21 protein-coding genes are annotated in these 21216 nt (G+C 66.2%); 5 read left to right on the forward strand and 16 right to left on the reverse strand.

Going from position 1 to position 21216, the window contains the following annotated elements; genetic code table 11:
- Positions 1-12: 12 nt before the first annotated feature.
- The 5 genes from FFS68_RS13990 to ald all read right to left on the reverse strand — a co-directional run bounded on the left by FFS68_RS13990 (position 13) and on the right by ald (position 4653).
- Positions 13-783 (reverse strand): DUF448 domain-containing protein, encoded by a 771-nt coding sequence (locus FFS68_RS13990; RefSeq protein WP_137753813.1) that lies wholly within the window; start codon positions 781-783, stop codon positions 13-15.
- Positions 764-2437, reverse strand: a complete 1674-nt coding sequence (gene nusA, locus FFS68_RS13995) for a transcription termination factor NusA (protein ID WP_137753814.1) — start codon at positions 2435-2437, stop codon at positions 764-766. Before nusA ends, FFS68_RS13990 begins: the two co-directional genes overlap by 20 nt.
- Positions 2437-2982 (reverse strand): ribosome maturation protein RimP, encoded by a 546-nt coding sequence (gene rimP, locus FFS68_RS14000; RefSeq protein WP_137753815.1) that lies wholly within the window; start codon positions 2980-2982, stop codon positions 2437-2439. The genes nusA and rimP overlap by 1 nt, the downstream gene beginning before the upstream one ends.
- A gap of 290 nt (positions 2983-3272) precedes the next feature.
- Positions 3273-3515 carry a hypothetical protein gene (locus FFS68_RS14005; RefSeq protein WP_137753816.1) on the reverse strand — a complete coding sequence of 81 codons (243 nt, stop codon included), beginning with the start codon at positions 3513-3515 and terminating at the stop codon, positions 3273-3275.
- A gap of 22 nt (positions 3516-3537) precedes the next feature.
- Entirely contained in the window at positions 3538-4653 is a 1116-nt protein-coding gene (gene ald / locus FFS68_RS14010; protein ID WP_137753817.1) for an alanine dehydrogenase, read from the reverse strand.
- Positions 4654-4812: 159 nt separating this feature from the next.
- Between ald and FFS68_RS14015 the strand changes: the two genes are divergently transcribed.
- The 5 genes from FFS68_RS14015 to FFS68_RS14035 all read left to right on the forward strand — a co-directional run bounded on the left by FFS68_RS14015 (position 4813) and on the right by FFS68_RS14035 (position 9479).
- Positions 4813-5298, forward strand: coding sequence for an Lrp/AsnC family transcriptional regulator (locus tag FFS68_RS14015; RefSeq protein ID WP_137753818.1), 486 nt, complete (start codon positions 4813-4815; stop codon positions 5296-5298).
- Between the two features lie 126 nt (positions 5299-5424).
- On the forward strand, positions 5425-6777 hold the full coding sequence (locus FFS68_RS14020) for a methyl-accepting chemotaxis protein (RefSeq protein WP_137753819.1): 1353 nt from the start codon (positions 5425-5427) through the stop codon (positions 6775-6777).
- 158 nt (positions 6778-6935) lie between these two features.
- Positions 6936-7628: an SDR family oxidoreductase gene (locus FFS68_RS14025; RefSeq protein WP_137753820.1), complete on the forward strand. Its 693-nt coding sequence runs from the start codon at positions 6936-6938 to the stop codon at positions 7626-7628.
- A gap of 3 nt (positions 7629-7631) precedes the next feature.
- Positions 7632-8603: a 50S ribosomal protein L11 methyltransferase gene (locus tag FFS68_RS14030; RefSeq protein WP_137753821.1), complete on the forward strand. Its 972-nt coding sequence runs from the start codon at positions 7632-7634 to the stop codon at positions 8601-8603.
- A gap of 63 nt (positions 8604-8666) precedes the next feature.
- Complete coding sequence (locus FFS68_RS14035) at positions 8667-9479, forward strand: hypothetical protein (RefSeq protein WP_137753822.1); 813 nt, start codon at positions 8667-8669, stop codon at positions 9477-9479.
- 3 nt (positions 9480-9482) lie between these two features.
- Here FFS68_RS14035 and phhA read toward each other — a convergent pair whose 3' ends face one another.
- The 11 genes from phhA to FFS68_RS14090 form a co-directional block, all read right to left on the reverse strand.
- Positions 9483-10355, reverse strand: a complete 873-nt coding sequence (gene phhA, locus FFS68_RS14040) for a phenylalanine 4-monooxygenase (RefSeq protein WP_137753823.1) — start codon at positions 10353-10355, stop codon at positions 9483-9485.
- A gap of 39 nt (positions 10356-10394) precedes the next feature.
- Positions 10395-11015, reverse strand: a complete 621-nt coding sequence (locus tag FFS68_RS14045; RefSeq protein ID WP_137753824.1) for an ATP-binding cassette domain-containing protein — start codon at positions 11013-11015, stop codon at positions 10395-10397.
- Positions 11005-11700 carry a molybdate ABC transporter permease subunit gene (gene modB / locus FFS68_RS14050; protein WP_171003886.1) on the reverse strand — a complete coding sequence of 232 codons (696 nt, stop codon included), beginning with the start codon at positions 11698-11700 and terminating at the stop codon, positions 11005-11007. The genes FFS68_RS14045 and modB overlap by 11 nt, the downstream gene beginning before the upstream one ends.
- Positions 11700-12464 carry a molybdate ABC transporter substrate-binding protein gene (modA, locus tag FFS68_RS14055; RefSeq protein ID WP_137753825.1) on the reverse strand — a complete coding sequence of 255 codons (765 nt, stop codon included), beginning with the start codon at positions 12462-12464 and terminating at the stop codon, positions 11700-11702. The genes modB and modA overlap by 1 nt, the downstream gene beginning before the upstream one ends.
- A 90-nt stretch (positions 12465-12554) precedes the next feature.
- Positions 12555-13721: a sterol desaturase family protein gene (locus tag FFS68_RS14060; protein ID WP_137753826.1), complete on the reverse strand. Its 1167-nt coding sequence runs from the start codon at positions 13719-13721 to the stop codon at positions 12555-12557.
- 249 nt (positions 13722-13970) lie between these two features.
- The gene (ligA, locus tag FFS68_RS14065) at positions 13971-16160 is read right to left on the reverse strand and encodes an NAD-dependent DNA ligase LigA (protein ID WP_137753827.1); all 2190 of its coding nucleotides are present in this window, start codon (positions 16158-16160) and stop codon (positions 13971-13973) included.
- On the reverse strand, positions 16157-16762 hold the full coding sequence (locus tag FFS68_RS14070) for a hypothetical protein (protein WP_137753828.1): 606 nt from the start codon (positions 16760-16762) through the stop codon (positions 16157-16159). Before FFS68_RS14070 ends, ligA begins: the two co-directional genes overlap by 4 nt.
- Entirely contained in the window at positions 16759-17505 is a 747-nt protein-coding gene (locus tag FFS68_RS14075) for a GNAT family N-acetyltransferase (RefSeq protein WP_249340163.1), read from the reverse strand. The genes FFS68_RS14070 and FFS68_RS14075 overlap by 4 nt, the downstream gene beginning before the upstream one ends.
- Positions 17502-19172: a DNA repair protein RecN gene (gene recN, locus FFS68_RS14080; RefSeq protein ID WP_137753829.1), complete on the reverse strand. Its 1671-nt coding sequence runs from the start codon at positions 19170-19172 to the stop codon at positions 17502-17504. The genes FFS68_RS14075 and recN overlap by 4 nt, the downstream gene beginning before the upstream one ends.
- Before the next feature lie 230 nt (positions 19173-19402).
- On the reverse strand, positions 19403-20194 hold the full coding sequence (locus FFS68_RS14085; RefSeq protein WP_137753830.1) for an outer membrane protein assembly factor BamD: 792 nt from the start codon (positions 20192-20194) through the stop codon (positions 19403-19405).
- A 62-nt stretch (positions 20195-20256) separates the two neighbouring features.
- A complete protein-coding gene (locus FFS68_RS14090; protein WP_137753831.1) occupies positions 20257-20988 on the reverse strand; it encodes a peptidylprolyl isomerase in 732 nt (243 codons plus the stop codon).
- Positions 20989-21216 lie beyond the last annotated feature (228 nt).

Here is a 21216-nt window from a genome sequence, read left to right on the forward strand (position 1 = left end):
CTCATCATTCCTTCAAAACGCGTCCGAAGCGGCGGAGCCTGTCGGCGCCGCCCCAATTTTGTCGTCACCGGCAAGCGGCGCGGCGTGCGGGTCGGAATCGCGGTTGGCCGCGTCCCTACTCCATCCTGTGAAAAACTGCCAGCGGCTCAAATGCGCCAGCACCCGGGCCGCCGCGCGGGCGTCGGTAATCGCCAGATGCACCGCATTCTCGCGGCCCAATGCCATAGATAGGGCGCTGCGGTCCACCGGCAAGACCTGGCCCTCGCGTCCCGACCCTTCGGCGTCCTCGCCGACGCGCCACGCCTGCGCCAGTTTTTTGCGCCCGTCCTCGCCCGCGTCATTGGCGTGGAGGAGCAGGCGGACCTGACCTTTGCGCGCTGCGGTCTCGATCTTTTCATTGCCGCTGAGCAAGGTACCCGACCGCGATTCCAGCCCCAACCGGTCGAGCGTCGCGCGCTGCAACTGGGTTTCGATCCGCGCCCCCAGATCGTCAGGGATCGTGAAATTGCTGTCCTGCAACGCCCGCGCCAGCCCGCCCTTCAGCTTGCCTTTCGCCTGTGCTGCCTCCAGCTCGGCGCGCGTCACGCCGATCCACGCGCCGCGCCCCGGCGCCTTGCCAAGCACATCGGGCGCGATGCCGCCGTCGGGGCCGAGCGCGAGGCGCACAAGCCTTTCGGCCGGCGAAACCTCGCCGGTCAATATGCAGCGCCGTTCGGGCACATGCTGGCCGCGCCGTCCAGCGCGGTCTGGTTCGCTCAGCTGATCATTGTGCGGGGTCCGCATCGGCGGCCTCCCCGTTTAGCGGCTCCGCCGCGGACTCGTTTAGCGGCTCCGCCGCGGGCCCGGCTTGCGCTGCGTCGGCTACGGGTTCGTCTTCGAACCAGTGCGCACGCGCCGCCATGATGATTTCGTTGCCCTGTTCTTCGCTCAGGCCATATTCGCCCAGCACGCCGCCCTTGTCCTCGGCGCGTTCGCTGCGCGGCGGGCCGCGGCGGTTGTCGGTGCGCTTCTTGGCGATCAGCTCGTCGGTCGCCAGGTCGGCCAGATCGTCGAGCGTCTTGATGCCCGCCTTGCCCAGCACGACCAGCATCGCTTCGGTCAAATGCGGGATCGCGGCCAGATCGTCCTCGACCCCCAGCTCGCGGCGCTCGGCGCGCGCGGCTTCCTCGCGGCGTTCCAGCCCTTCGGTCGCGCGGCTCTGCAGTTCCTGCGCCAGCTCCTCGTCGAACCCTTCGATCCCGGCGAGTTCCTCGATGGCGACGTAGGCGACTTCTTCAAGCTCGCTAAAGCCTTCGGCGACCAGCAGCTGGGCGAGCGTTTCGTCAACGTCCAGCTCTTCCTGGAACATCGTCGAACGCTCGACGAATTCGCGCTGGCGCTTTTCGCTCGCGTCGGCCTCGGTCATGATGTCGATCTGGCTGCCGGTCAGCTGGCTGGCGAGACGGACATTCTGGCCGCGGCGCCCGATGGCCAGCGACAGCTGGTCGTCGGGAACGACGACTTCGATGCGGCTGTCGTCTTCGTCGATGACGACGCGCTGGACCGTTGCGGGCTGCAGCGCATTGACGACAAAGGTCGCGGTGTCTTCGGACCAGGGGATGATGTCGATCTTTTCGCCCTGCATTTCCTGAACCACCGCCTGAACGCGGCTGCCCTTCATGCCGACGCAGGCGCCGACGGGGTCGATGCTGCCATCATAGCTGATGACGCCGATCTTGGCGCGCGAACCCGGGTCGCGCGCGGCGGCCTTGATCTCGATGATGCCGTCGTAAATTTCGGGCACTTCCTGCGCGAACAGCTTTTTCATGAAATCGGGGTGCGCGCGGCTGAGGAAAATCTGCGGGCCGCGGTTTTCGCGGCGCACCGACAGGATCAGGGCGCGGACGCGGTCGCCGACGCGCATCAATTCGCGCGGGATCTGCTGGTCGCGGCGGATGACGCCTTCGGCGCGCCCCAGGTTGACGACGATGTGGCCGAATTCGACCGACTTCACGACCCCGGTGATCAGCTCGCTGGCGCGATCCTTGAATTCTTCAAACTGGCGCTCGCGATCGGCTTCGCGGACCTTCTGGAAAATCACCTGCTTCGCCGACTGGGCGTCGATGCGGCCCAGGTCGACGGCGGGAAGCGGATCGACGATGAAGTCGCCCAGCTGGGCATCCTTCTGCAATTTCTGCGCCGCGGCCAGATCGACCTGCTTGAAATAATCTTCGACCGTCTCGACCACCTCGACGACGCGCCACAAGCGCAGGTCGCCGGTCTGGACGTCGAGTTTGGCGCGAATATCGTTTTCGGCGCCATAGCGGGCACGCGCAGCGCGCTGGATCGCTTCTTCAATGGCCTCGATCACGATGCCCTTGTCGATCATCTTTTCGCTGGCGACGCTGTTGGCAATCGCCAGCAATTCGGCGCGGTTGGCGGAAATGGCAGTGGCCATCAGTCCTGTCCTTCTTCTTCCAGTTCATCCGCGCCTTCGACTGAAAGCGGGACGGTTGCAGCAATTAATTTGTCGGTGAGCACCAGCTTGGCGGTGTCGATCGCATCGAACGGCAGCTTGTGCTCGACCTCTTCCTTGTCCGAAATCGTCACGACGTCGCCGTCGATCCCGACCAGCAGGCCATTGAAGCGCTGGCGGCCGTTCAGCTTTTCCTTCAGCGTGACCTTCGCCTCATGCCCGGCCCAGTCCGCGAAATCAGCGGGCCTGGTCAGCGGCCGGTCGATGCCCGGCGACGACACTTCGAGCCGATACGCCTGCTCGATCGGATCCTTGCCCGCTTCCTCCAGCGCGTCGAGCTGGACCGAAATGCGGCGCGACAGATCGGCGCAATCGTCGATCGTCAGCTGCCGCGTCGCGGGGCGCTCGGCCATCACTTGCAACGTCGGGTCGCTCTCGCCGCCAAAAAAGGCGACGCGCACCAGCGCCAGCCCCATCGCTTCGGCTTCGGGCGCGATAATCGCAGTCAGGGCGTCGAGATCGGCCAATGAAATTTCCCAAAATGCATGACCGGAAAGCATGTGCGAACAGCCGCCGCGGCCCGCGGCCCCGACGTCCCAACTGGCTGACCATGTCAAGAAGTAGGCCGCATATAGGCCGCGGCGGGTGAGTCGGCAAGGGGGAATGAAATGCCGCGGTTCGGCGGCAAAGCGCGCGTCTTGCCAGCCCGGCACCGAGGATATGAAAAGGGCGGCACGCGGCCGCCCTTTTCATATCCCGAACCCCGTCCGGGATGATCATCGGCGCCCGGTTCAGCTCGGCCGAACCGGGCGCCGCGTCATTTGATCTTGTCGCGGTTCGCGTACAGCAGCGCCGCGATCACCGCCGCCGAACCGATGCCGATGCCCGCGGCGGCAGCGGTTTTCCAGCCGGCGCGCTTGCCCTTGGCCGCTTCCTTGTCGGCGGCTTCGGACGCGTCGGCGGCTTCTTTCTGCTGACGCTGTTCGCGCGCGGCGCGCAGCACCTCATTTTCCTCGGGCTCGTCGTCCTGCGGCGGCGGGGGGGCAGCTTGGTCGGTCATCGTCGCATCTATGTCCTTGTTATCAGGCGAGTGCCTGCTCGACAGACACATAATCGGTTCCGACCGCTTCGGCTACGGCCTCGAACGTGACCTTACCATTCCAGACGTTGAGTCCCTGCGCAAGATGCACGTCGCGCTTCAGGGCCGCTTTCCACCCCAGGTCGGCGATACGCAGCGCGTGCGGCAGCGTCACATTGTTCAGCGCATAGGTGCTGGTGCGCGCGACCGCGCCGGGCATGTTGGCGACCGCATAATGAACGATGCCGTCGACGACATAGGTCGGGTCGGCATGGGTGGTCGCATGGCTCGTCTCGAAACAGCCGCCCTGATCGATCGCGACGTCGACCAGCACCGACCCCGCTTGCATCGTGCCGAGCATGTCGCGGGTGACCAGCTTGGGCGCTTCGGCGCCGGGGATCAGCACCGCGCCGATCACCAGATCAGCCTCGGCGACGCATTCGGCCAGATTGGCGCGGTTGGAAAAGCGCGTCTTGGCGCGCGATTCAAAAAAGGTGCCGACGCGTTCGAGCACTTCGGGATCGCGGTCGAGGATGGTGACGTCGGCGCCGAGGCCCGCCGCCATCTGCGCGGCGTTGAAGCCGACGACGCCGCCGCCGATCACGCACACCTTGCCCGGTGCAACGCCGGGAACGCCGCCGAGCAGCACGCCGCGGCCGCCATGCGCCTTTTCCAGCGCGGTCGCGCCGGCCTGGATCGACATCCGCCCCGCGACCTGGCTCATCGGTTTGAGCAGCGGCAGACCGCCGTGCGGGCTGGTGACGGTTTCATAAGCGATGCAGACGGCGCCCGACTTCATCAGGTCGCGAGTCTGGTCGGGATCGGGGGCGAGGTGGAGGTAGGTGTAGAGGATCTGGCCCTCGCGCAGCATCGCGCGCTCCCCGGGCTGCGGCTCCTTGACCTTGACCACCATGTCGCAGGTCGCAAAAATCTCTTCGGCGGTCTGGACGATCTCGGCGCCCGCCTCGACATAGAAGCGGTCGTGCGCGCCGATGCCCGCGCCGGCGCCGGTCTGCACCAGCACCCGGTGGCCGTGCACGCTCAGCTCGCGCGCGCTTTCGGGGGTCAGCCCGACGCGATATTCGTGGTTCTTGATTTCCTTGGGGGTGCCGATGATCATGGTCGCTCTCCATTGCTTCGCCGCTGGTCGCGCGGCCTGGCGCCGCGTCGTTCATGGCTGCGCCTAATAGCAGAAACGGCGCGCGAGGTGCTTGCATATCGTCCTTGGATTGGCGACAAACACGCACGAATTTTGCGTGGAATAGGAAAATAACGCACGATGATTGATCGAATCGATCGGAAACTCCTCGACCTGCTGCAACGACAGGGACCGCGCCCCGCCGCTGAACTGGGCGAAGCGGTGGGGCTGTCGGCGTCGGCGTGCCATCGCCGCATCCGCGCGCTGGAGACGGCGGGGATCATCACCGGCTACGCCGCGCGGCTGGCGCCCGATCGCATCGGGCTGGGGCTCGACGTCTTCGTCGACATCAGCCTGACCTCGCAAAGCGAAGAAGCGCTGACCGCGTTCGAAAGCGCGGTCAAAAGTTTCGATGAAATCCTCGAATGTCAGCTGCTCTCGGGCGCGTCGGACTATCGCCTGCGCGTCGCGGCGCGCAATGTCGCCGATTTCGACCGGCTGCACCGCCACTGCCTGTCGCGGCTGCCCGGGGTCGCGGCGATGCACAGCGCCTTTGCATTGCGCACGATCAAGGCGTTCGAGGGCTATCCGCTCCCCACCGCTTCCCCCCTCGACGAGCGCGGCTAGCGCGAAAAATCGCACGCTGGTTAACGGCGAATTTACCAACCGCGCCGCATAGCCCGGTCATATGTTTTGCGGACGATGACGAGCGGCAGACTCGCGCAAGTTCGGATCGATCAGGGAAGCAGGATCATGGTGAAGGAAAATCCGATTCATAAGCAGCAAATCGACCCGATTTTGATGGCCGACCGCTTTCCCTATTATGATCTCGACGGCCAGCTCGCCGCCACCGCTGCCGAGATTCACATGATCATTGCCGGCCGCGAAGAGGCCATCGCGGCCGCCTATTGGAATGCGTTCAACGCATTGCCCAGCGTCGAGCGCGGGGTCGAAGGCGAGCTGCTCGCCTCGTACATCCGCGGCAGCGCGCGCCACACCGAAACCAAATATGCCGAGGCCGCGGGGCAAGAGGTCGCGACGATCGCGTGCCAGAACGCCCATATGGCACGGCGCGTCAAACTGCCGCTTGCCTCGGTCATGTCGTGCATCGCCGAAAGCCAGCGGCTGACCATCGAATATGTCGTGACCGCCTGCATCGACGATCCGGCGCGGCTGGCGCGGCTGACCAGTGCGGTCAACCGGCTGGCGCTGCTCGAATTCGACATCATGCAACGCTATGCCGAAAAACTCGACGGCGCGATCATCTCCAGCGAACGCCAGACGCTCGCGGGCGATTTCGACCGCTCGATCGCCTCGCTGGTGCAGGACACCGACGGGGTGCGCGAACAGCTCGCCAAACAGGCCGCCTCGGCCGACCAGGCGGCAAAGGGCATGATCGCCAAAACCAGCGAAGTCGCCGCCGCGTCCGAACAATCGGCTATGGCGATGCGCGAAGCCGCCTCGACCGCCGCCGGCCTGATCCGCGCGATCGAGGATGCACGCAGCGAGGTCGAAGCATCGGCCAGCGTCGCCACCCGCGCGTCGGAACAGGCGGGCGAAGCCGTCGCAATGTCCGAAACGCTGTCGCACCATGCCGAATCGATCGAATCCATCCTGGGCCTGATCCGCGAGATCGCGGGCCAGACCAATTTGCTCGCGCTGAACGCAACGATCGAGGCGGCACGCGCCGGCGAATCGGGCCGCGGCTTTGCCGTCGTCGCGCAGGAGGTCAAAAGCCTCGCCAACGAAACCGCGCGCGCCACCGACGATATCGCCGGCAAGATCACCGCGATCCAGCAAGCGACGCGCGGGTCGGTCAGCGCCAACCAGTCGATCCAGCAGACCATTGTCGAAGTGCAACGCTCGGCGCAGCGTATCCGCGACGCGATGGACGCGCAGGCCCAGACGGTCACCTCGATCACCGCCGCGGTCGACGAAACCGCGCTCGCCGCCGACAGCATGTCGTCGACGATCGCCAGCATCCGCAACGATTCGGGCATGGTCGCCAGCGAAATCAGCGTGCTCAGCCAGGAATTCGGCAAGATGGGCGGCCGGTTGCAGCAGCTGGAACAGGCCGCGAGCGAGTTCAGCCGCCGGGTGGCGTAACCGCACAAACTGCCCCCTCTCCGTTATCCCGGCGAAAGCCGGGATCTCACCCTCGCCACCTGACGCACCGGCGAGATCCCGGCCTTCGCCGGGATGACGATTAACCGATACGTCGGCGCCAACTTGGCAAGGCCAGCTGCGCTGCCTAAAGCCGCACCATGCAAACCCACATCCTGATCACCGGCGCCAGCCGCGGCATCGGCGCCGCGATCGCCGCTGCGCTGACCTCGGAAGCCACCAGAACGGTCGCGCTGTCGAGCGCCGACGGCGATTTTGCCGACCCGGCAACCCCCGCCCGTCTGTGGCAGCACAGCCTCGACCGGCTCGACGGCCGCATCGACGTGCTGGTCAACAATGCCGGGATTTTTGAGCCCAATCCGCTCGATGACGAAGACGCCGACTGGCTGGCGAACTGGAACCGCACCCTCCAGGTCAATCTGACCGCCAGCGCCGACCTCTGCCGCCGCGCGGTGCTGCATTGGCAGGATCGCAAGGCAGCAGGCCGCATCATCAACATCGCCAGCCGCGCCGCGCACCGCGGCGACAGCCCGGCGCACTGGCATTATGCCGCGTCAAAGGCGGGCATGGTCGCGATGACCAAGACGATCGCGCGCGCCTATGCCCAGGAAGGCATCCTCGCTTTTGCGATCTGCCCCGGCTTCACCATGACCGGCATGGCCGAAGATTCTCTGGCCAGCCCGGGCGGCGCCAATTTGCTCGCCGACATTCCGCTGGGCCGGGTGGCGATGCCGGGCGAGGTCGCCGAAATGGCGCGTTGGTGCGCGCTCGATGCTCCGCCGTCGATGACCGGCGCGGTGCTCGACGTCAACGGCGCCAGCTATGTGCGCTGAATCATGAGCTGGCTGATCTCGCTCCCCTGCACCCGCGCCGAGGCCGAAGCGGTCTCCGCCGGTGGGTCGGCGCTCGACGCCCTCGCCGAACCGCCGGTGGTGGTGACGCGCGAAATCGACGAGGATGCCGGGCTGTGGCAACTCGACGCCTATGTCGACGAGGCGCCCACCGCCGACCTGCTGGCGATGGTCCAGGCGCTGGTGCCGAGCGCCAGGCGCACGCAGCCGACGGTCGAGGAACTGCCTGAAGAAGATTGGGTGACCATCAGTCAACAGGGGCTTGAACCCGTGCACGCGGGCCGCTTCTTCGTCCACACCAGCAGCTACGCCGACCGCGTCCCCCCGGGCACGACCCCGTTCCTGATCGACGCCAGCCAGGCGTTCGGCACCGGCGGCCACGACACCACCGCAGGCTGTCTGGCGATGCTCGACCGGATGAAGCGCAAAGGCATCGCCCCGCGCAACATCGCCGACATCGGCACCGGCACCGGACTACTCGCCTTTGCCGCCATGGCTTTATGGCCAAGCGCGCGGACGATCGCGTCGGACATCGACCCCGCGAGCATTTTCGTCACCCGCGACAATGCGGCGATCAACCATGTCCCGCTCGGCCGCGGCAGCGGCGCCCTGACGCTCGCGGTCGCACCGGGGACCGACCATCCGGCGATCCGCCACCGCGCCCCCTATGACCTCGTCATCGCGAACATCCTCGCCGGCCCGCTGATCACCCTCGCCCCCGACATCGGCGCCGCAACCGCACCCGGCGGCCATGCCATCCTTGCCGGGCTGATCGCGCGCCAGATGGCCCCGGTGCTCGCCGCCTATCGCGCGCAGGGCTTTCGCCTCGCGGCGCGCGGCGGCAGCGCTGAATGGCCGTGCCTGTTGCTGGTCAAGCGCCGCCGCTACGGCTGGCGCCGCCAGGAACGCGCCTTTCACCGCGCCAGCCCGTCAGATGCCAGCTTCGGGAGCTGGTAGCTAAACGCTGGAAATCTTGTAATGATTTGGTAGTCTTGGCGAATCTTCACCGGGAGCATCCGCATGAGCCTGCTTGCCGCCATCGTCCTGCTTGCTGCTGCTCCTGCCGCCAGCGACAACCCCGACGCCATCGTCGTGACCGGCACCCCCGACGCAAAGCGCGAAGAGCGTAAACGCGCCGCCGAATTTGTCCGGCGCGCGGGCGTTGCCCGGCTGGAGCCCGTGGCGCGGTGGATCGCCCCCGTCTGTCCCCGCACCGTCGGCGTCGATGCCGATGTCGCGGCGATCGTCGACAAACGGATTCGCGCGGTCGCGGCGGCGGCGGGGGCGCCGGTCGCTGCACAGCGCTGCACCCCCAACATCGCCGTGATCTTCACCGACGACGGCGACGGCCTGACCCGCGCGATCTTTGAAAAATCGCCGCGGCAGGTCGGCTCGCTATCGCCGATCGAGCGCCAACGATTGATCCAGGGCGATGGCCCGATCCGCTGGTGGTACGGGACGCGCGACGAAAGCCGCGACGGGATGCCGGCGACCGGCGGCATGCTCAAACAGTATAACAGCAGCCTGGTCAGCACGCAGGTGGTGCGCGCGCTGCAATCGGCAACGGTCATTGTCGATGCCGAGCAGGCGAATGGCGCACTGCTCGATGCGGTCGCCGCTTACACGGCGATGGTCGCGCTCGCCGAACTGAACGGCAATCCGCCGCCACCGCAGGATTCGATCATGGGGCTGTTCGGTGACGAACCGGGGCGCCGCGCGCTTTCGGACAACGACGTCGCCCTGCTGCGCGGCATTTACCGCCTGCCCCCTGACCGCGAAGCCTATCAGCACCGGCGCCAATTGGTCGGGGCGGTTCGCCAGCGCGAGCATTGACGATCAGCCGTTTTTGGCGAGCGCATAATCCTGGGTGCCGCGCGTCACCACCGCATCCCCGGGCAGGATATCGGCAATCGCAATCGGCGGCAGCGCCGCATTGGCCGCATAAAGCGGCGCAAAATCGGTGTTCACCGTCGTCGCCAGCAACTGGTCCAGACTGTCGATGACGAAATAATTCTGCTGGAAATCGTCGATCCGGTAATCGGTCCGCATGACGCGCGCGAGGTCGAAACCGATGCGGTTGGGGCTGTCCGAATCGAGCGCGAACAGGCTTTCGGCATAGGAGGACACGATCCCGGCACCATAGATGCGCAGGCCGCCTGCCTCGCGGATCAGCCCGAATTCGACCGTATACCAATATAGCCGCGCCAACTGCTTCAGCGCATCGAACTTCAGGCTGCGCAGCCCCCCCTCGCCATAGGCGACCATATAATCGGCAAACACCGGGTCGGCGAGCATCGGGACATGGCCGAATACATCGTGAAACACGTCGGGTTCCTGCAGATAGTCCAGCTGCTGCGGGGTGCGGATGAAATTGCCCGCCGGGAAACGCCGGTTCGCCAGATGGTCGAAAAACACCGCGTCGGGCACCAGCCCCGGCACCGCAACGACCTGCCACCCGGTCGCCGCCATCAACCGCGCATTAAGCTCGCGATAATCGGGAATCCCCGGCTTTTCGAGCCGCAGCACATCGATCCCGCGCAGAAAGGCATCGGCGGCGCGGCCCGGCAGCATATCCGACTGGCGCGCGAACAGCCGGTCCCACATCGCATGTTCGTCGGCGGTGAAGGCATCCCAATTTTGCGGACAGGTCCAATCGGCCGCGGCGCCCGGCGGCGGCGTATCGTGGACGTGGGTAAACTGGCTTTCCATCAGATCGCTTCTATCATCAAAATGGTTTCAAGTGAAACTTTATTCGCCAATCTCCACCACCGACGTCGCCAGCCGCTCGACCTCGGCGCGGTCATGACTGACATACAGGATCGGCAGTTTCAATTCGTCGCGAATCCGTTCGATCACCGCCATGATATCGCCGCGCCGCGCCGCGTCGAGCGACGACAGCGGCTCGTCGAGCAACAGGCAGTCGGGACCGCGCAGCAGGGCGCGGCCGATCGCGACGCGCTGCGCCTCGCCCCCCGACAGGCTGTGCGGCCAGCGCCCGAGCAGCCCGCCGATGCCGAGGAAATCGACCGCCTCGTCCAGGCTCATCCAGCGCGCCGCGGGATCGGCCAGACCATGGCCGTACAGCAGATTGGCGCGCACCCGGCGATGCGGGAACAGTCGCCCGTCCTGAAAGACATAGCCGATCCGCCGCGCCTCGGGCGGCAGGTCGACGCCGTCACCGAACAGCGTCTGCGCGCCGATCCGGATATGCCCGCGGTCGGGGCGCAGCAGCCCGGCGACCATATTGAGGATGCTCGTCTTGCCGACCCCCGACGGCCCGAACAGCGCGGTCAGCCCCGGCCCGGCGGTAAATTGTGCCGCGATCGTCCGGTCGCCCAGCCGCTTGGCGACATCGATATCAATCGCCATGGCGCGCCCGTTCGCCATGGGTCCGCCGCACCAGCCATTCGGACAGGATCAGCGCGCCCAGCGACAGCGCCACCGACAGCAGCGCCAGCCGTGTCACCATCGCCTCGCCGCCGGGCACCTGCAGCGCCGAATAGATGGCGAGGGGCAGGGTGCGGGTTTCGCCGGGGATATTCGAGACAAAGGTGATCGTCGCGCCAAACTCACCGATCGACCGCGCAAAGCCGAGCACCAGCGCCGCGAGAACGCCGGGCAGCGCCAGCGGCAGGCTGATCGTCCAAAAGCTGTACCAGGGGCTCGCGCCCAGCGTCCGCGCCGCCCCTTCCAGCCGCCGGTCGATGCCCTCGATCGACAGCCGCATCGCGCGGACCATCAGCGGCAGGGCCATGATCGCCGCCGCCAGCGCAGCGCCGGTCCAGCGGAACATCAGGCTGACCCCGAACCAGCTTTCCAGCCAGCGCCCGACCGGGCCGAACGGGCCGAACGCGATGAGCAGCAGCCAGCCGGTGACCACCGGCGGCAGCACCAGCGGCAAATGCACCAGCGCATCAACGACAATCCGCCCCGGAAAGCGATGGCGCGCGAGCAGCCACGCCAGCGCAAAAGCGATCGGCAGCGTGATCAGCACCGCGGCGCCGCCGACCTTCAACGACAGCGCAACGATCTCCCACTCTTCCGCCGACAGCATCAGGGCGCCGAAAAGCCGTGGCGGGCAAAGATCGCGCGGCCCTGCTTCGACCGCAGAAAGGCTTGGAATGCGGCCGCATCCTGATGTCGCGACGCCTTTAGCACCGCGACTGGATAGCGGATCGGCGGGTGGCTGGCCGCGGGCAGAAACGCGACGATCCGCACCGCTTTCGATGCCCGCGCGTCGGTCGCATAGACGATGCCGAGCGGCGCCGCGCCGCGTTCGACCAGCGCTAATGCGGCACGGACATTTTCCGCCGGGGCGATTTTCGCGGCAACGCTGCGCCACACGCCCAGTCCGGTCAGCGCCGCCTTGGCATATTTGCCCGCGGGCACCGCCGCGGGATCGGCGAGCGCAAGGCGGCCGGCGCCAAGGGCGCGGGCGATCGGAAAACCACGCGCCGGGGTCAGCCGCACCTTGCTCGACACCGGCGCGATCAGCACCAGCCGGTTGCCGAGCAGCGCCAGACGGCTCCCCGGCCGCAGCAATCCTGCCTTGGCGACCGCATCCATCCAGTCCTCATCCGCCGACAGGAACAGGTCGGCGGGCGCGCCCGCAAGGATCTGCCGCGCCAGCGCCGACGACGCGGCGAATGACAGCACCGGCCGGGCATGGCCCTTCGCGGCCCAGACGCCGGCCGCTTCGGTCAGCGATTCCTGCAGACTCGCCGCCGCCAGCACCACCGGGCCGCGCTCGGCCGCCAGCGCGGCGGGAGTGAGCAGCAAGGCCGTCAGGCAAAGAAACAAGCGCCAATATTGGATCATCGCCCCGGCTATAGGCCGAGCGGCGCGGCGGGAAAAGCCGCCCCGCCGCTTTTCAACCAAAATGCGCCGACCGACCTATTCGGCCCGCGGCTATTCCGCCGGCGTCTCCTCGCTCTTGCCCTTGCGTGTCCAGGGATAGAGGAACTGCCCCCAATAGTTTTTCGGCACATCCTCGGGGATGCCGTAATTCTCCGGCCAGCGATCCTTGGGCAGATGAAATGTCCCGAAAATCTTGTCGAGCCACGGGAAGTGGATCGCGAAATTGACGTCGAACGCCTCGCGCTCCAGCCCATGGTGCCAATGGTGAAAGCGCGGGGTCGCGATCCAGTGGCCCAGCCGGTTGAAATTGCCCCCGACATTGGCGTGGAGCAGCGACGACCAGACATAGACGAAGCCGATATAGGCCTGCATCACCGACGGGCTGAACCCCAAAGTGAACAGCGGCAGTGAGGTGATCGAACGGAGCAGGATGATCTCGACAAAATGCATCCGCGACCCCGCCAGCCAGTCCATCGATTTCGCGCTGTGGTGGATCGCGTGGAACCCCCACAGGAACGGCACCTTGTGGAACAGCCGGTGATACCAATATTGCGCCAGGTCCGACGCGAAGAGGACGATGGCGAACTGGACCACCCACGGCAGCGCCGCGACCCCGGCGCGAAACGCCTGCCAGCTCGACGTATTGTCGTTGATGATCGTCGACGGCGCGAGCGCCAGAAAGCCGAGGATCTGCACAAACATCGTGCTGACGAGGTAATAAAACAGATCCTCGCGCCATTCGGTGCGGAACAATCGCTGCGCGCGGCGATGCGGGAACAGCCGTTCGAGCGGCGCGAACATGAAGCCGGTGATCAGCAGGTTGACGACAAAAAAGTCGAGCCCGAAGAAAATCCCCCAGCTTTGCGTCTCGGCGGGCTGGACGTTGGCGCCGCCGATCAGCGTCGCCGCCAGCGCGATGATCAGCGCGGTGGCGCCCAGCACCTTGCGCGGGCGCAGCAACAGGCTGAGCAATGCCAGCCCATAACTCGCCAGCAGCACCAGATGCACCACCCCGCGAAACCCGCCCCATTCCTTGACGATTTCCAGTTCGGGGGTCGCGAACCAGTCCGGAAAGCGCAGCGCGATCACCATCCCGAATCCGACGATCGCGAACAGCAAGGCGAAGAACCCCGACAACCACCCGCTGCCGAACCGCCGCACCTCGGTATGCGATTCCAAATCGCGCATCAGGTGATTCAGATAATCACGTTTGGCCATTTGGTCCCCCAACCCCTCATTCGTCATGCCGGACGTGGTCCGGCATCCATCGCAGCCCCCGGCGTCATAGACCCCGGATCAAGTCCGGGGTGACGAGGGTTGCATATAGTAGCGAACGTGTCACAGCCCCGTCTGTGATAGCGCGCACGTCGACAATTCCCTTACCATAGCCCTGAGCCTGTCGAAGGGCGCCTGTCCGGATAGGCGCCCTTCGACAGGCTCACGGCTATGGTTCAATCTAGCACCCAGTCACCCCGCCGCCGCCACAATCGCCGCCCATTCGGCCTCGTCGATCACCCGTATCCCCAGCGCCGCCGCCTGCTTCAGCTTCGACCCCGCGCCCGGCCCCGCAACGACCAGGTCGGTCTTCGCGCTCACCGATCCCGCCGCCTTGGCGCCCAACGCTTCGGCTTGCGCCTTGGCTTCGTCGCGGCTCATCGTCTCCAGCTTGCCGGTGAACACCACCGTCATCCCCGACACTTCGCTGGCGCGCGTTTCGACGACAAACGGCGTCGGCGACACTTCGGACAGCAAATCGTCCCACAGGTCGCGATTGTGCGGTTCGTGGAAAAAATCGCTCAGTGCTTCGGCGACCGCGGGACCGATACCGTCGGCGCGGACGTCGAGGATCGCCTTGATCGCCTCCATCTTGCGCGCCGCATATTTGCCGTCGGACTCGCCCTCACCGCGCGGATGCGCCGCAACATAAGCGTTGATCTCGGCCGCCTTGCCGGGCAGCAACGCGATGTCGCCGACACCTTTCAGCAGATCGCGCGCGGTCACCGCGCCGATATGACGAATGCCCAGCCCGAACAGCAGCCGCGCCGCATCGGGCTGCCGCTTCGCCTCGATCGCCGCGAACAGATTGTCGACCGACTTTTCCTTCCAGCCCTCGCGCGTTAGCAGTTCATCGCGATGTCGATGCAGCCGGAAAATATCGGCCGGACCTTTACCAAGCCAGCCGAGTTCGAGAAATTCGGCGATGCTCTTTTCGCCCAGCCCCTCGATGTCGAGCGCGCCGCGGCTGACGAAATGGCGCAGCCGCTCGAACTTCTGCGCCGCGCAGATCAGCCCGCCGGTGCAGCGGACATCGACCTCGCCCTCTTCCGCGACGGCCTCGCTGCCGCACACCGGGCAATGGTCGGGGAAAGCATAAGCCGCGCGATCCTCATCGCGGGTCAGATTTTCCACCACCTGCGGGATCACATCGCCCGCGCGCTGGACAACAACGCGGTCGCCGGGGCGCACCCCCAATCGTCCGATCTCGTCGCGGTTGTGCAGCGTGACGTTCGACACCACCACCCCGCCGACGGTCACCGGGGTCAGTCGCCCGACGGGGGTCAGCTTGCCCGTGCGCCCGACCTGGATGTCGATGGCCTCCAACGTCGTCTGCGCGCGTTCGGCGGGGAATTTATGCGCGATCGCCCAGCGCGGCGCCTTCGCCACAAAGCCCAGCCGCGCCTGCCAGTCGAGCCGGTCGACCTTATAAACGACGCCGTCGATGTCATAGGGCAGCTCGGCGCGCCGCGCCTCGATCGCGCGGTAATGCGCCAGCACATCGGCCACGCTGTCGAAACGGCCGAGCAGCGGCGACACCGGCACGCCCCAGCTTTCGATCAACCGCATCATGTCATATTGGCTCGCCGCGGGCAGGTCGCTGACCTCGCCCCAGCCATGCGCCAGAAAGCGCAGCGGCCGCGCTGCGGTGACGCTCGCATCCTTCTGCCGCAGCGATCCGGCGGCGGCGTTGCGCGGGTTGGCAAACAGCTTCGCTTCGGCTTTTTGCTGCGCAGCATTCAGCGCAGCAAAATCGGCCTTCGCCATATAGATTTCGCCGCGGATTTCGAAGACGTCGGGGATCGTCGTCGTCCCGGCGAAAGCTGGGACCGCTGGCGTGAGAGAACCGACGATAGCGGCCCCAGCTTCCGCTGGGGCGACGAGTTGCTGCGGAATGTCCGCGATCGTCCGCACATTCGGCGTCACATCCTCGCCGACGCTCCCATCGCCGCGCGTCGCCGCCTGCACCAGCACCCCGCGCTCATAGCGCAGCGAACAGGACAGCCCGTCGATCTTGTCCTCGGCGGTCAGCACAACCGCAGCGTCCTCGGGCAGGTTCAGGAACCGCCGCACCCGCGCGGCAAACTCGACGACATCGTCATCGGCAAACGCATTGTCGAGGCTCATCATCCGCTGGACATGGGTCACCTTGGCCAGCGGCGACGCCTCGACCGCGGCGCCGACCAACTTGTTCGGACTGTCGGCGCGGATCAGCTGCGGAAACGCCTCCTCCAGTGCGTTGTTGCGGCGCACCAGCGCGTCATAATCGGCGTCGCTGATCTCGGGGCTGTCGTCGGCATGATACAGCCGGTTGTGATGCGCGATCGCCTTCGCCAGCCGCATCAATTCATTGGCGGCGTCGGCTTCGGAGAAGTCTGTCATTTCATCGCGCCCTCTATGAGCGGATGTTTCCACCAGTCGACGAACCTAGGATCGAGACTGCCGTCGACCAGAATGCGAAAGATGACGGTTAGGTGTCGCGATAACTCCTCCAAACTCGCACGCTCAGTTGCCAACATGCTTGCGTCCCAACGAACGACGCCTGATTTGGTCTTCTTTTCCAACTTCATCTCGGAATGAGGCTTGGCGTACCCAATGACCTTGGCCGCACCTTCATCCCTTGCGTCGATCACGGCACCCCGCCCTACAAACACACTGGATGCATGAGCAATCTGATTTCTCTTATCTGCTGAAGCCTTAATTCGCTTCTGAAGGTCATCCCACAATCCGCGGAGATTCTCGTTTCGAGTTTTCAGAGCAGCGGTGATCAGCTTGAACTTATCTTCCAAGCTTTTGGCGACAATAAAGATGTCATGCGCAGCACACTCGTCGATCTGGAGGGCAGCTTTGAAAAGGCTCTCGAGCCGATCCTCAATTGCTTGATAGTCCGAAACGCAAATGCCCACCAAAGCATAAAATCTGAGTGTATTTTGCTGCATCGTGTCAGCGTCGTCATCTGGGTTGGTGAATAATTCGCGAGTCATTGATATTCTCGATCAGGCGCAATTTCTGCCTGCCCAAACTCCGCGCTCACCCCATTTTCCGCAATCACGAGTACATGCACCTCGCGGCGAATACGGAACCCCAGCGATTCGTACAGCGCGATCGCCCCCGCATTGTCGGCATAGCTGTGCAGGAACGGCTGTTCCCCGCGCGCCACCATGTCGCGCATGACATGGCCGATCAGCGTTCGCGCATAACCACGCCCGCGGCAATCGGCCCAGGTCGATACCCCGCTGACCTCGGCCATGCCGGGCAGCAGGATGCGTTGCCCCGCCATCGCCAGCAGGCGACCGTCATCATCACGAATCCCGAAGAATGGCCCGTATCGATGCGTTTTCGGCCCCCACGGTCCGGGCTTGGCGTGGTCGGCAAGCGCGGCCATCGCGGCCGCATCGGCCTCGCCAAGCGCGATGATCGCAGGCTCGCCGTCGCGCGCTGCTGGCGGCGCGCCATCGGCAACCATCTGCGTCAACACCGCGCGCTTCACTTCGCGCGTCCTGGCGGGCAGCGGCCAACGCTCGCCCTCGACGATCCACAGCTCCTCGCCGGCAGGGATCAGCGCCGCGAGCGCCGCCTGCGCCGCGGCGCCGGTGTCGGCCGCCACCCCGAACACGCCATAGCCGCGGTCGATCCGCAGCGCCCGCGCGTCCCCCTCGGCCAGATGCGCCTGCCGTCCGGTCAGCATATTCCACACCGGCCGGTCGAGCGGGTGCCCCGCCGTCACCCGGCCACCTCGAGCAGCCGCTCCGCCTGCGCGCGCGCTTCGGCGGTCACCTCGGCGCCCGACAGCATCCGCGCGATTTCCTCGCGGCGGCCCGCTTCGTCGAGCGCGTGGACGCTGGTGCGGGTGACGACACCCTCGCTCGACTTGGCGATGACAAAATGCGCCGCGCCCTTCGCTGCGACCTGCGGGCTGTGCGTTACCGCGAGCAATTGCTTGCCGACGCCCGCCAGCCGCGCGAGCCGCTCGCCGATCGCACTGGCCACCGCGCCGCCGACGCCGCGGTCGATTTCGTCAAAGATGATCGTGTCCGCCCCGCCCTCTTCGGCCAGCGCAACCTTCAGCGCGAGGATGAAGCGCGACAGCTCGCCCCCCGACGCGATCTTGGCCAGTGGTGCAAACGGCGCCCCGGGGTTGGTCGCGATCAGATATTCGACCCGGTCGATGCCCTCCGGCCCCCAGCGCTCGGCGGGCAGCCGCTCGACCAGCGTCTGGAACCGCGCTGCGTCGAGCTTCAGCGGCACCAGTTCGCCCGCGACCGCGGCATCGAGCCGCGCCGCTGCCTTGGTGCGCAGGTCCGACAGCGCGCTCGCGGCATGGGTGTAAGCGGCGGCGGTTTCGGCGACTGCGGCCTCCAGCTTCGCCAGCCCGGCGCTGCCGCCCTCGATCGCATCGAGCCGCGCCGCCAGCGTGCCGGTTAGCTCGGTCAGTTCGTCGGGCTGGACATTGTGCTTGCGCGCCATCGCGCGCAGTTCGAACAGGCGTGTCTCAGTCGCATCGAGCCGCTCGGGATCATATTCCATCGCCCGCCCCGCTTCGCGCAGCCGCGTTTCGGCCTCGTCGGCCTCGATGATCGCGCGGTCGAGCCCGGCGAGCGCCTCGGCGAGCAGCGGGTGATCGCCTGCCAGCCGGTCGAGCCGCCGCGCCGCGCCGCGCAGCAGCGCCGGACCGCTGTCGCTGCCCTCAAACGCTTCCAGGATCGCGCCCAGGTCGCCGGCGATCTTTTCGCCCTTCTGCATCGCCGCGCGCGCCGCGCTCAGCTCGGCGTCCTCGCCCGGCTGCGGCGCCAGCGCCTGCAATTCGGCGACGCAATGTTCCAGCCATTCGCGGTCGCGCGTCGCTTCGTCGAGCGCGCTGCGCGCCGCCGCCAACCGCGCCTCGGCGGCGCGCCACGCCCCGTGCGCCGCCGCCACCGCGCCGGTGTCGGCGCGCGCAAAGGCGTCGAGCAGCGCGCGGTGTCCCGCAGGCGCGAGCAGCCCGCGATCGTCGTGCTGGCCGTGAATTTCGACCAGATGCCCGCCCACTTCGCGCAGCAGCGCCGCCGAACAGGGCTGGTCATTCAGATACGCGCGGCTGCCGCCATCGACCTTGAGCGTGCGGCGCACCAGCAGCGGCTCGCCCGGCTCCAGTCCAATCTCATTATCGGCGAGCAGCGTCGCGAGCGCCGTTCCCGCCACCGGCGCGACAAAACTCGCGGTCACCTGCGCCTGCCCGCTCCCCTGCCGCACCAGCGCGCTGTCGGCGCGCGCGCCGAGCGCGAGGCCCAGCGCGTCGAGCAGGATCGACTTGCCCGCCCCGGTCTCGCCCGTCAGCACGCCCAGCCCGGCCGCGAAATCGAGGTCGAGCCGTTCGATCAGAACGATATTGGCGATGGAAAGCGCCGTCAGCATGGCCCGCTCTTAACGCAGAACAAAATGCGAATCTATTCGGGAGTTTGCCCGCCGAAGGGGCCGATACTTTTCCCCGCGCGACAGGAATAATGCGCGCAGAGGCGCAGAGTGCGCAGAGTGCGCAGAGACCAAGAAGGGCGGCAGAGCCGCCAACAACCGGACAGGTCCATTCAAATTCGCTATTCTCTGCGTTCTCTGCGCCTCTGCGCGCAAATCATCTTGTCACTGTGCTAAGCGCTGGGTGCGTTCTTCTGCATCAGCTTGTATGCGCGCTCGTACCATTCATTGCCCGGATAGTTGGCGCCCAGCACCGCGGCCGACTTTTTCGCCTCGGCCGGGACACCCAGCGCAAGATAGGATTCGGTCAGGCGGTACAGCGCCTCGGGGGCGTGGCTGGTGGTCTGATATTTGTCGACGACTTCGCGGAACCGGATCGACGCCGCCAGCCAGTTCGAGCTGCGCTGATAGAAACGACCGATTTCCATCTCTTTGCCCGCCAGATGGTCCTGCACCAGATCGATCTTGAGCCGCGCGTCGGCGGCATAGCGGCTGTCGGGATAGCGGCGGATCACCTCGCCCAGCGCGTTCGACGCCTGTTGAGTGATCTTCTGGTCGCGGGTGACGTCACTGATCTGCTCATAATAGCTGAGCCCGATCAGATAATAGGCATAGGGCGCGTCCTTGTTGCCCGGATGGATCGCCAGGAACCGCTGCGCCGCTTCGATCGCGGGGGTATATTCGCGGTCCATATAATAGCTGAACGAGCTCATCAGCTGCGCGCGGCGCGCCCAGGGCGAATAGGGATGCTGGCGCTCAACCTCGTCGAACAGCGCCGCCGCGATGCCGTACTGGCCGCGGTCGAGCCGGTCCTGCGCCGCGCGATACAGCGTGTTGACGTCGCGCGCTACATAGCGCGTGTCCTTCTTGACCCCGCTTCCGGCGCAAGCCGCCAGCAGGGGCGTGATCATCAGAGCGGCGGCGAGCAGGCGCACGGACGCGCGCGAAGGGCTGTTGTGAGTCATGCGCGCGGTATAGCCACAGCGCGGATGAACGCAAAATAAATGATGGGTGGTCCGGCGCAGTTTTACGGCGCCTTCACCACGCACCCTTTCGGCGCCCCCGCGGGCGCCGGCACGCGGCGCGCGGTCTTGATCGTCACCGGCGGTGCCAGCATCTGGCCCACCATGACGCCTTCGCCCGCGGTCGGCGAGATCGGGGCGTTGAAAATCCGCTCGGCGATGTCGGCACCGGTGACAATTTCACCGAACACCGCAAAGCCCACCCCATCGCTGCCCGGCGCGTCGCTGTCGAACCCCTTGATGTCGGACAACAGCAGGAAAAAATCGGTCGTCGCATCGCCGGGGTTCAACCGCGCCATCGACAGCGCGCCCTTGCAACTGGTCAGGCCGCTGGTCTTGGTCGGCTCGTGCGCGATCGGCGGGAAATTCTTGCGCGCATCGCCGCGATTGCCCGCCTGAACCAGCTGGTTTGCCGGCCCCCAGCTTTTGGTCGAACGGTAAAATTGAAACCCGTCCATCCGCTTCGTATCGACATAGCGCAGGAAATTGGCGCTGGTCACCGGCGCCCGCTTGTTCTCGATCCGCACCACGATCGTGCCGAGGTCGGTGACCAGCGCGACATAGGGGCGCGTGTCGGGCGCCACGACCGGCACCGGCAAGGGCACCGGCAGGGGCGGCGGCGGGGGCGGCGGCGACAGCATCGGCCGGACGGTCGTGTCCGGTCGCGGCACGGGGGTGACGACCGCGGGGGCGGTCTGAACAGTCAGGGCGAGCGAAAGGATCAGGCCGGTCAACATGACCCTGCTTATGATCCGATCCACCGCGCCGCGAAAGCCGGAAATTGCCGCGGAACATTGTCACATAGGTCGTTGGAAAGATTGCCAGCGCGCGCTAGGCAGCGGTTCGCTCCGCGCAAAGGATAGCGCGGTCGCTTCGCCGCCGCTGCAACAGGCGTCGAGCAGCGCGATCGGGTTCGCCACCGGCTTGCCGCGATAGCGGATCTCGATCGGCCCGAGGATCGCCGG

Origin of the sequence: Sphingopyxis sp. L1A2A (assembly GCF_005502465.1) — a bacterium.
GTDB lineage: Bacteria > Pseudomonadota > Alphaproteobacteria > Sphingomonadales > Sphingomonadaceae > Sphingopyxis.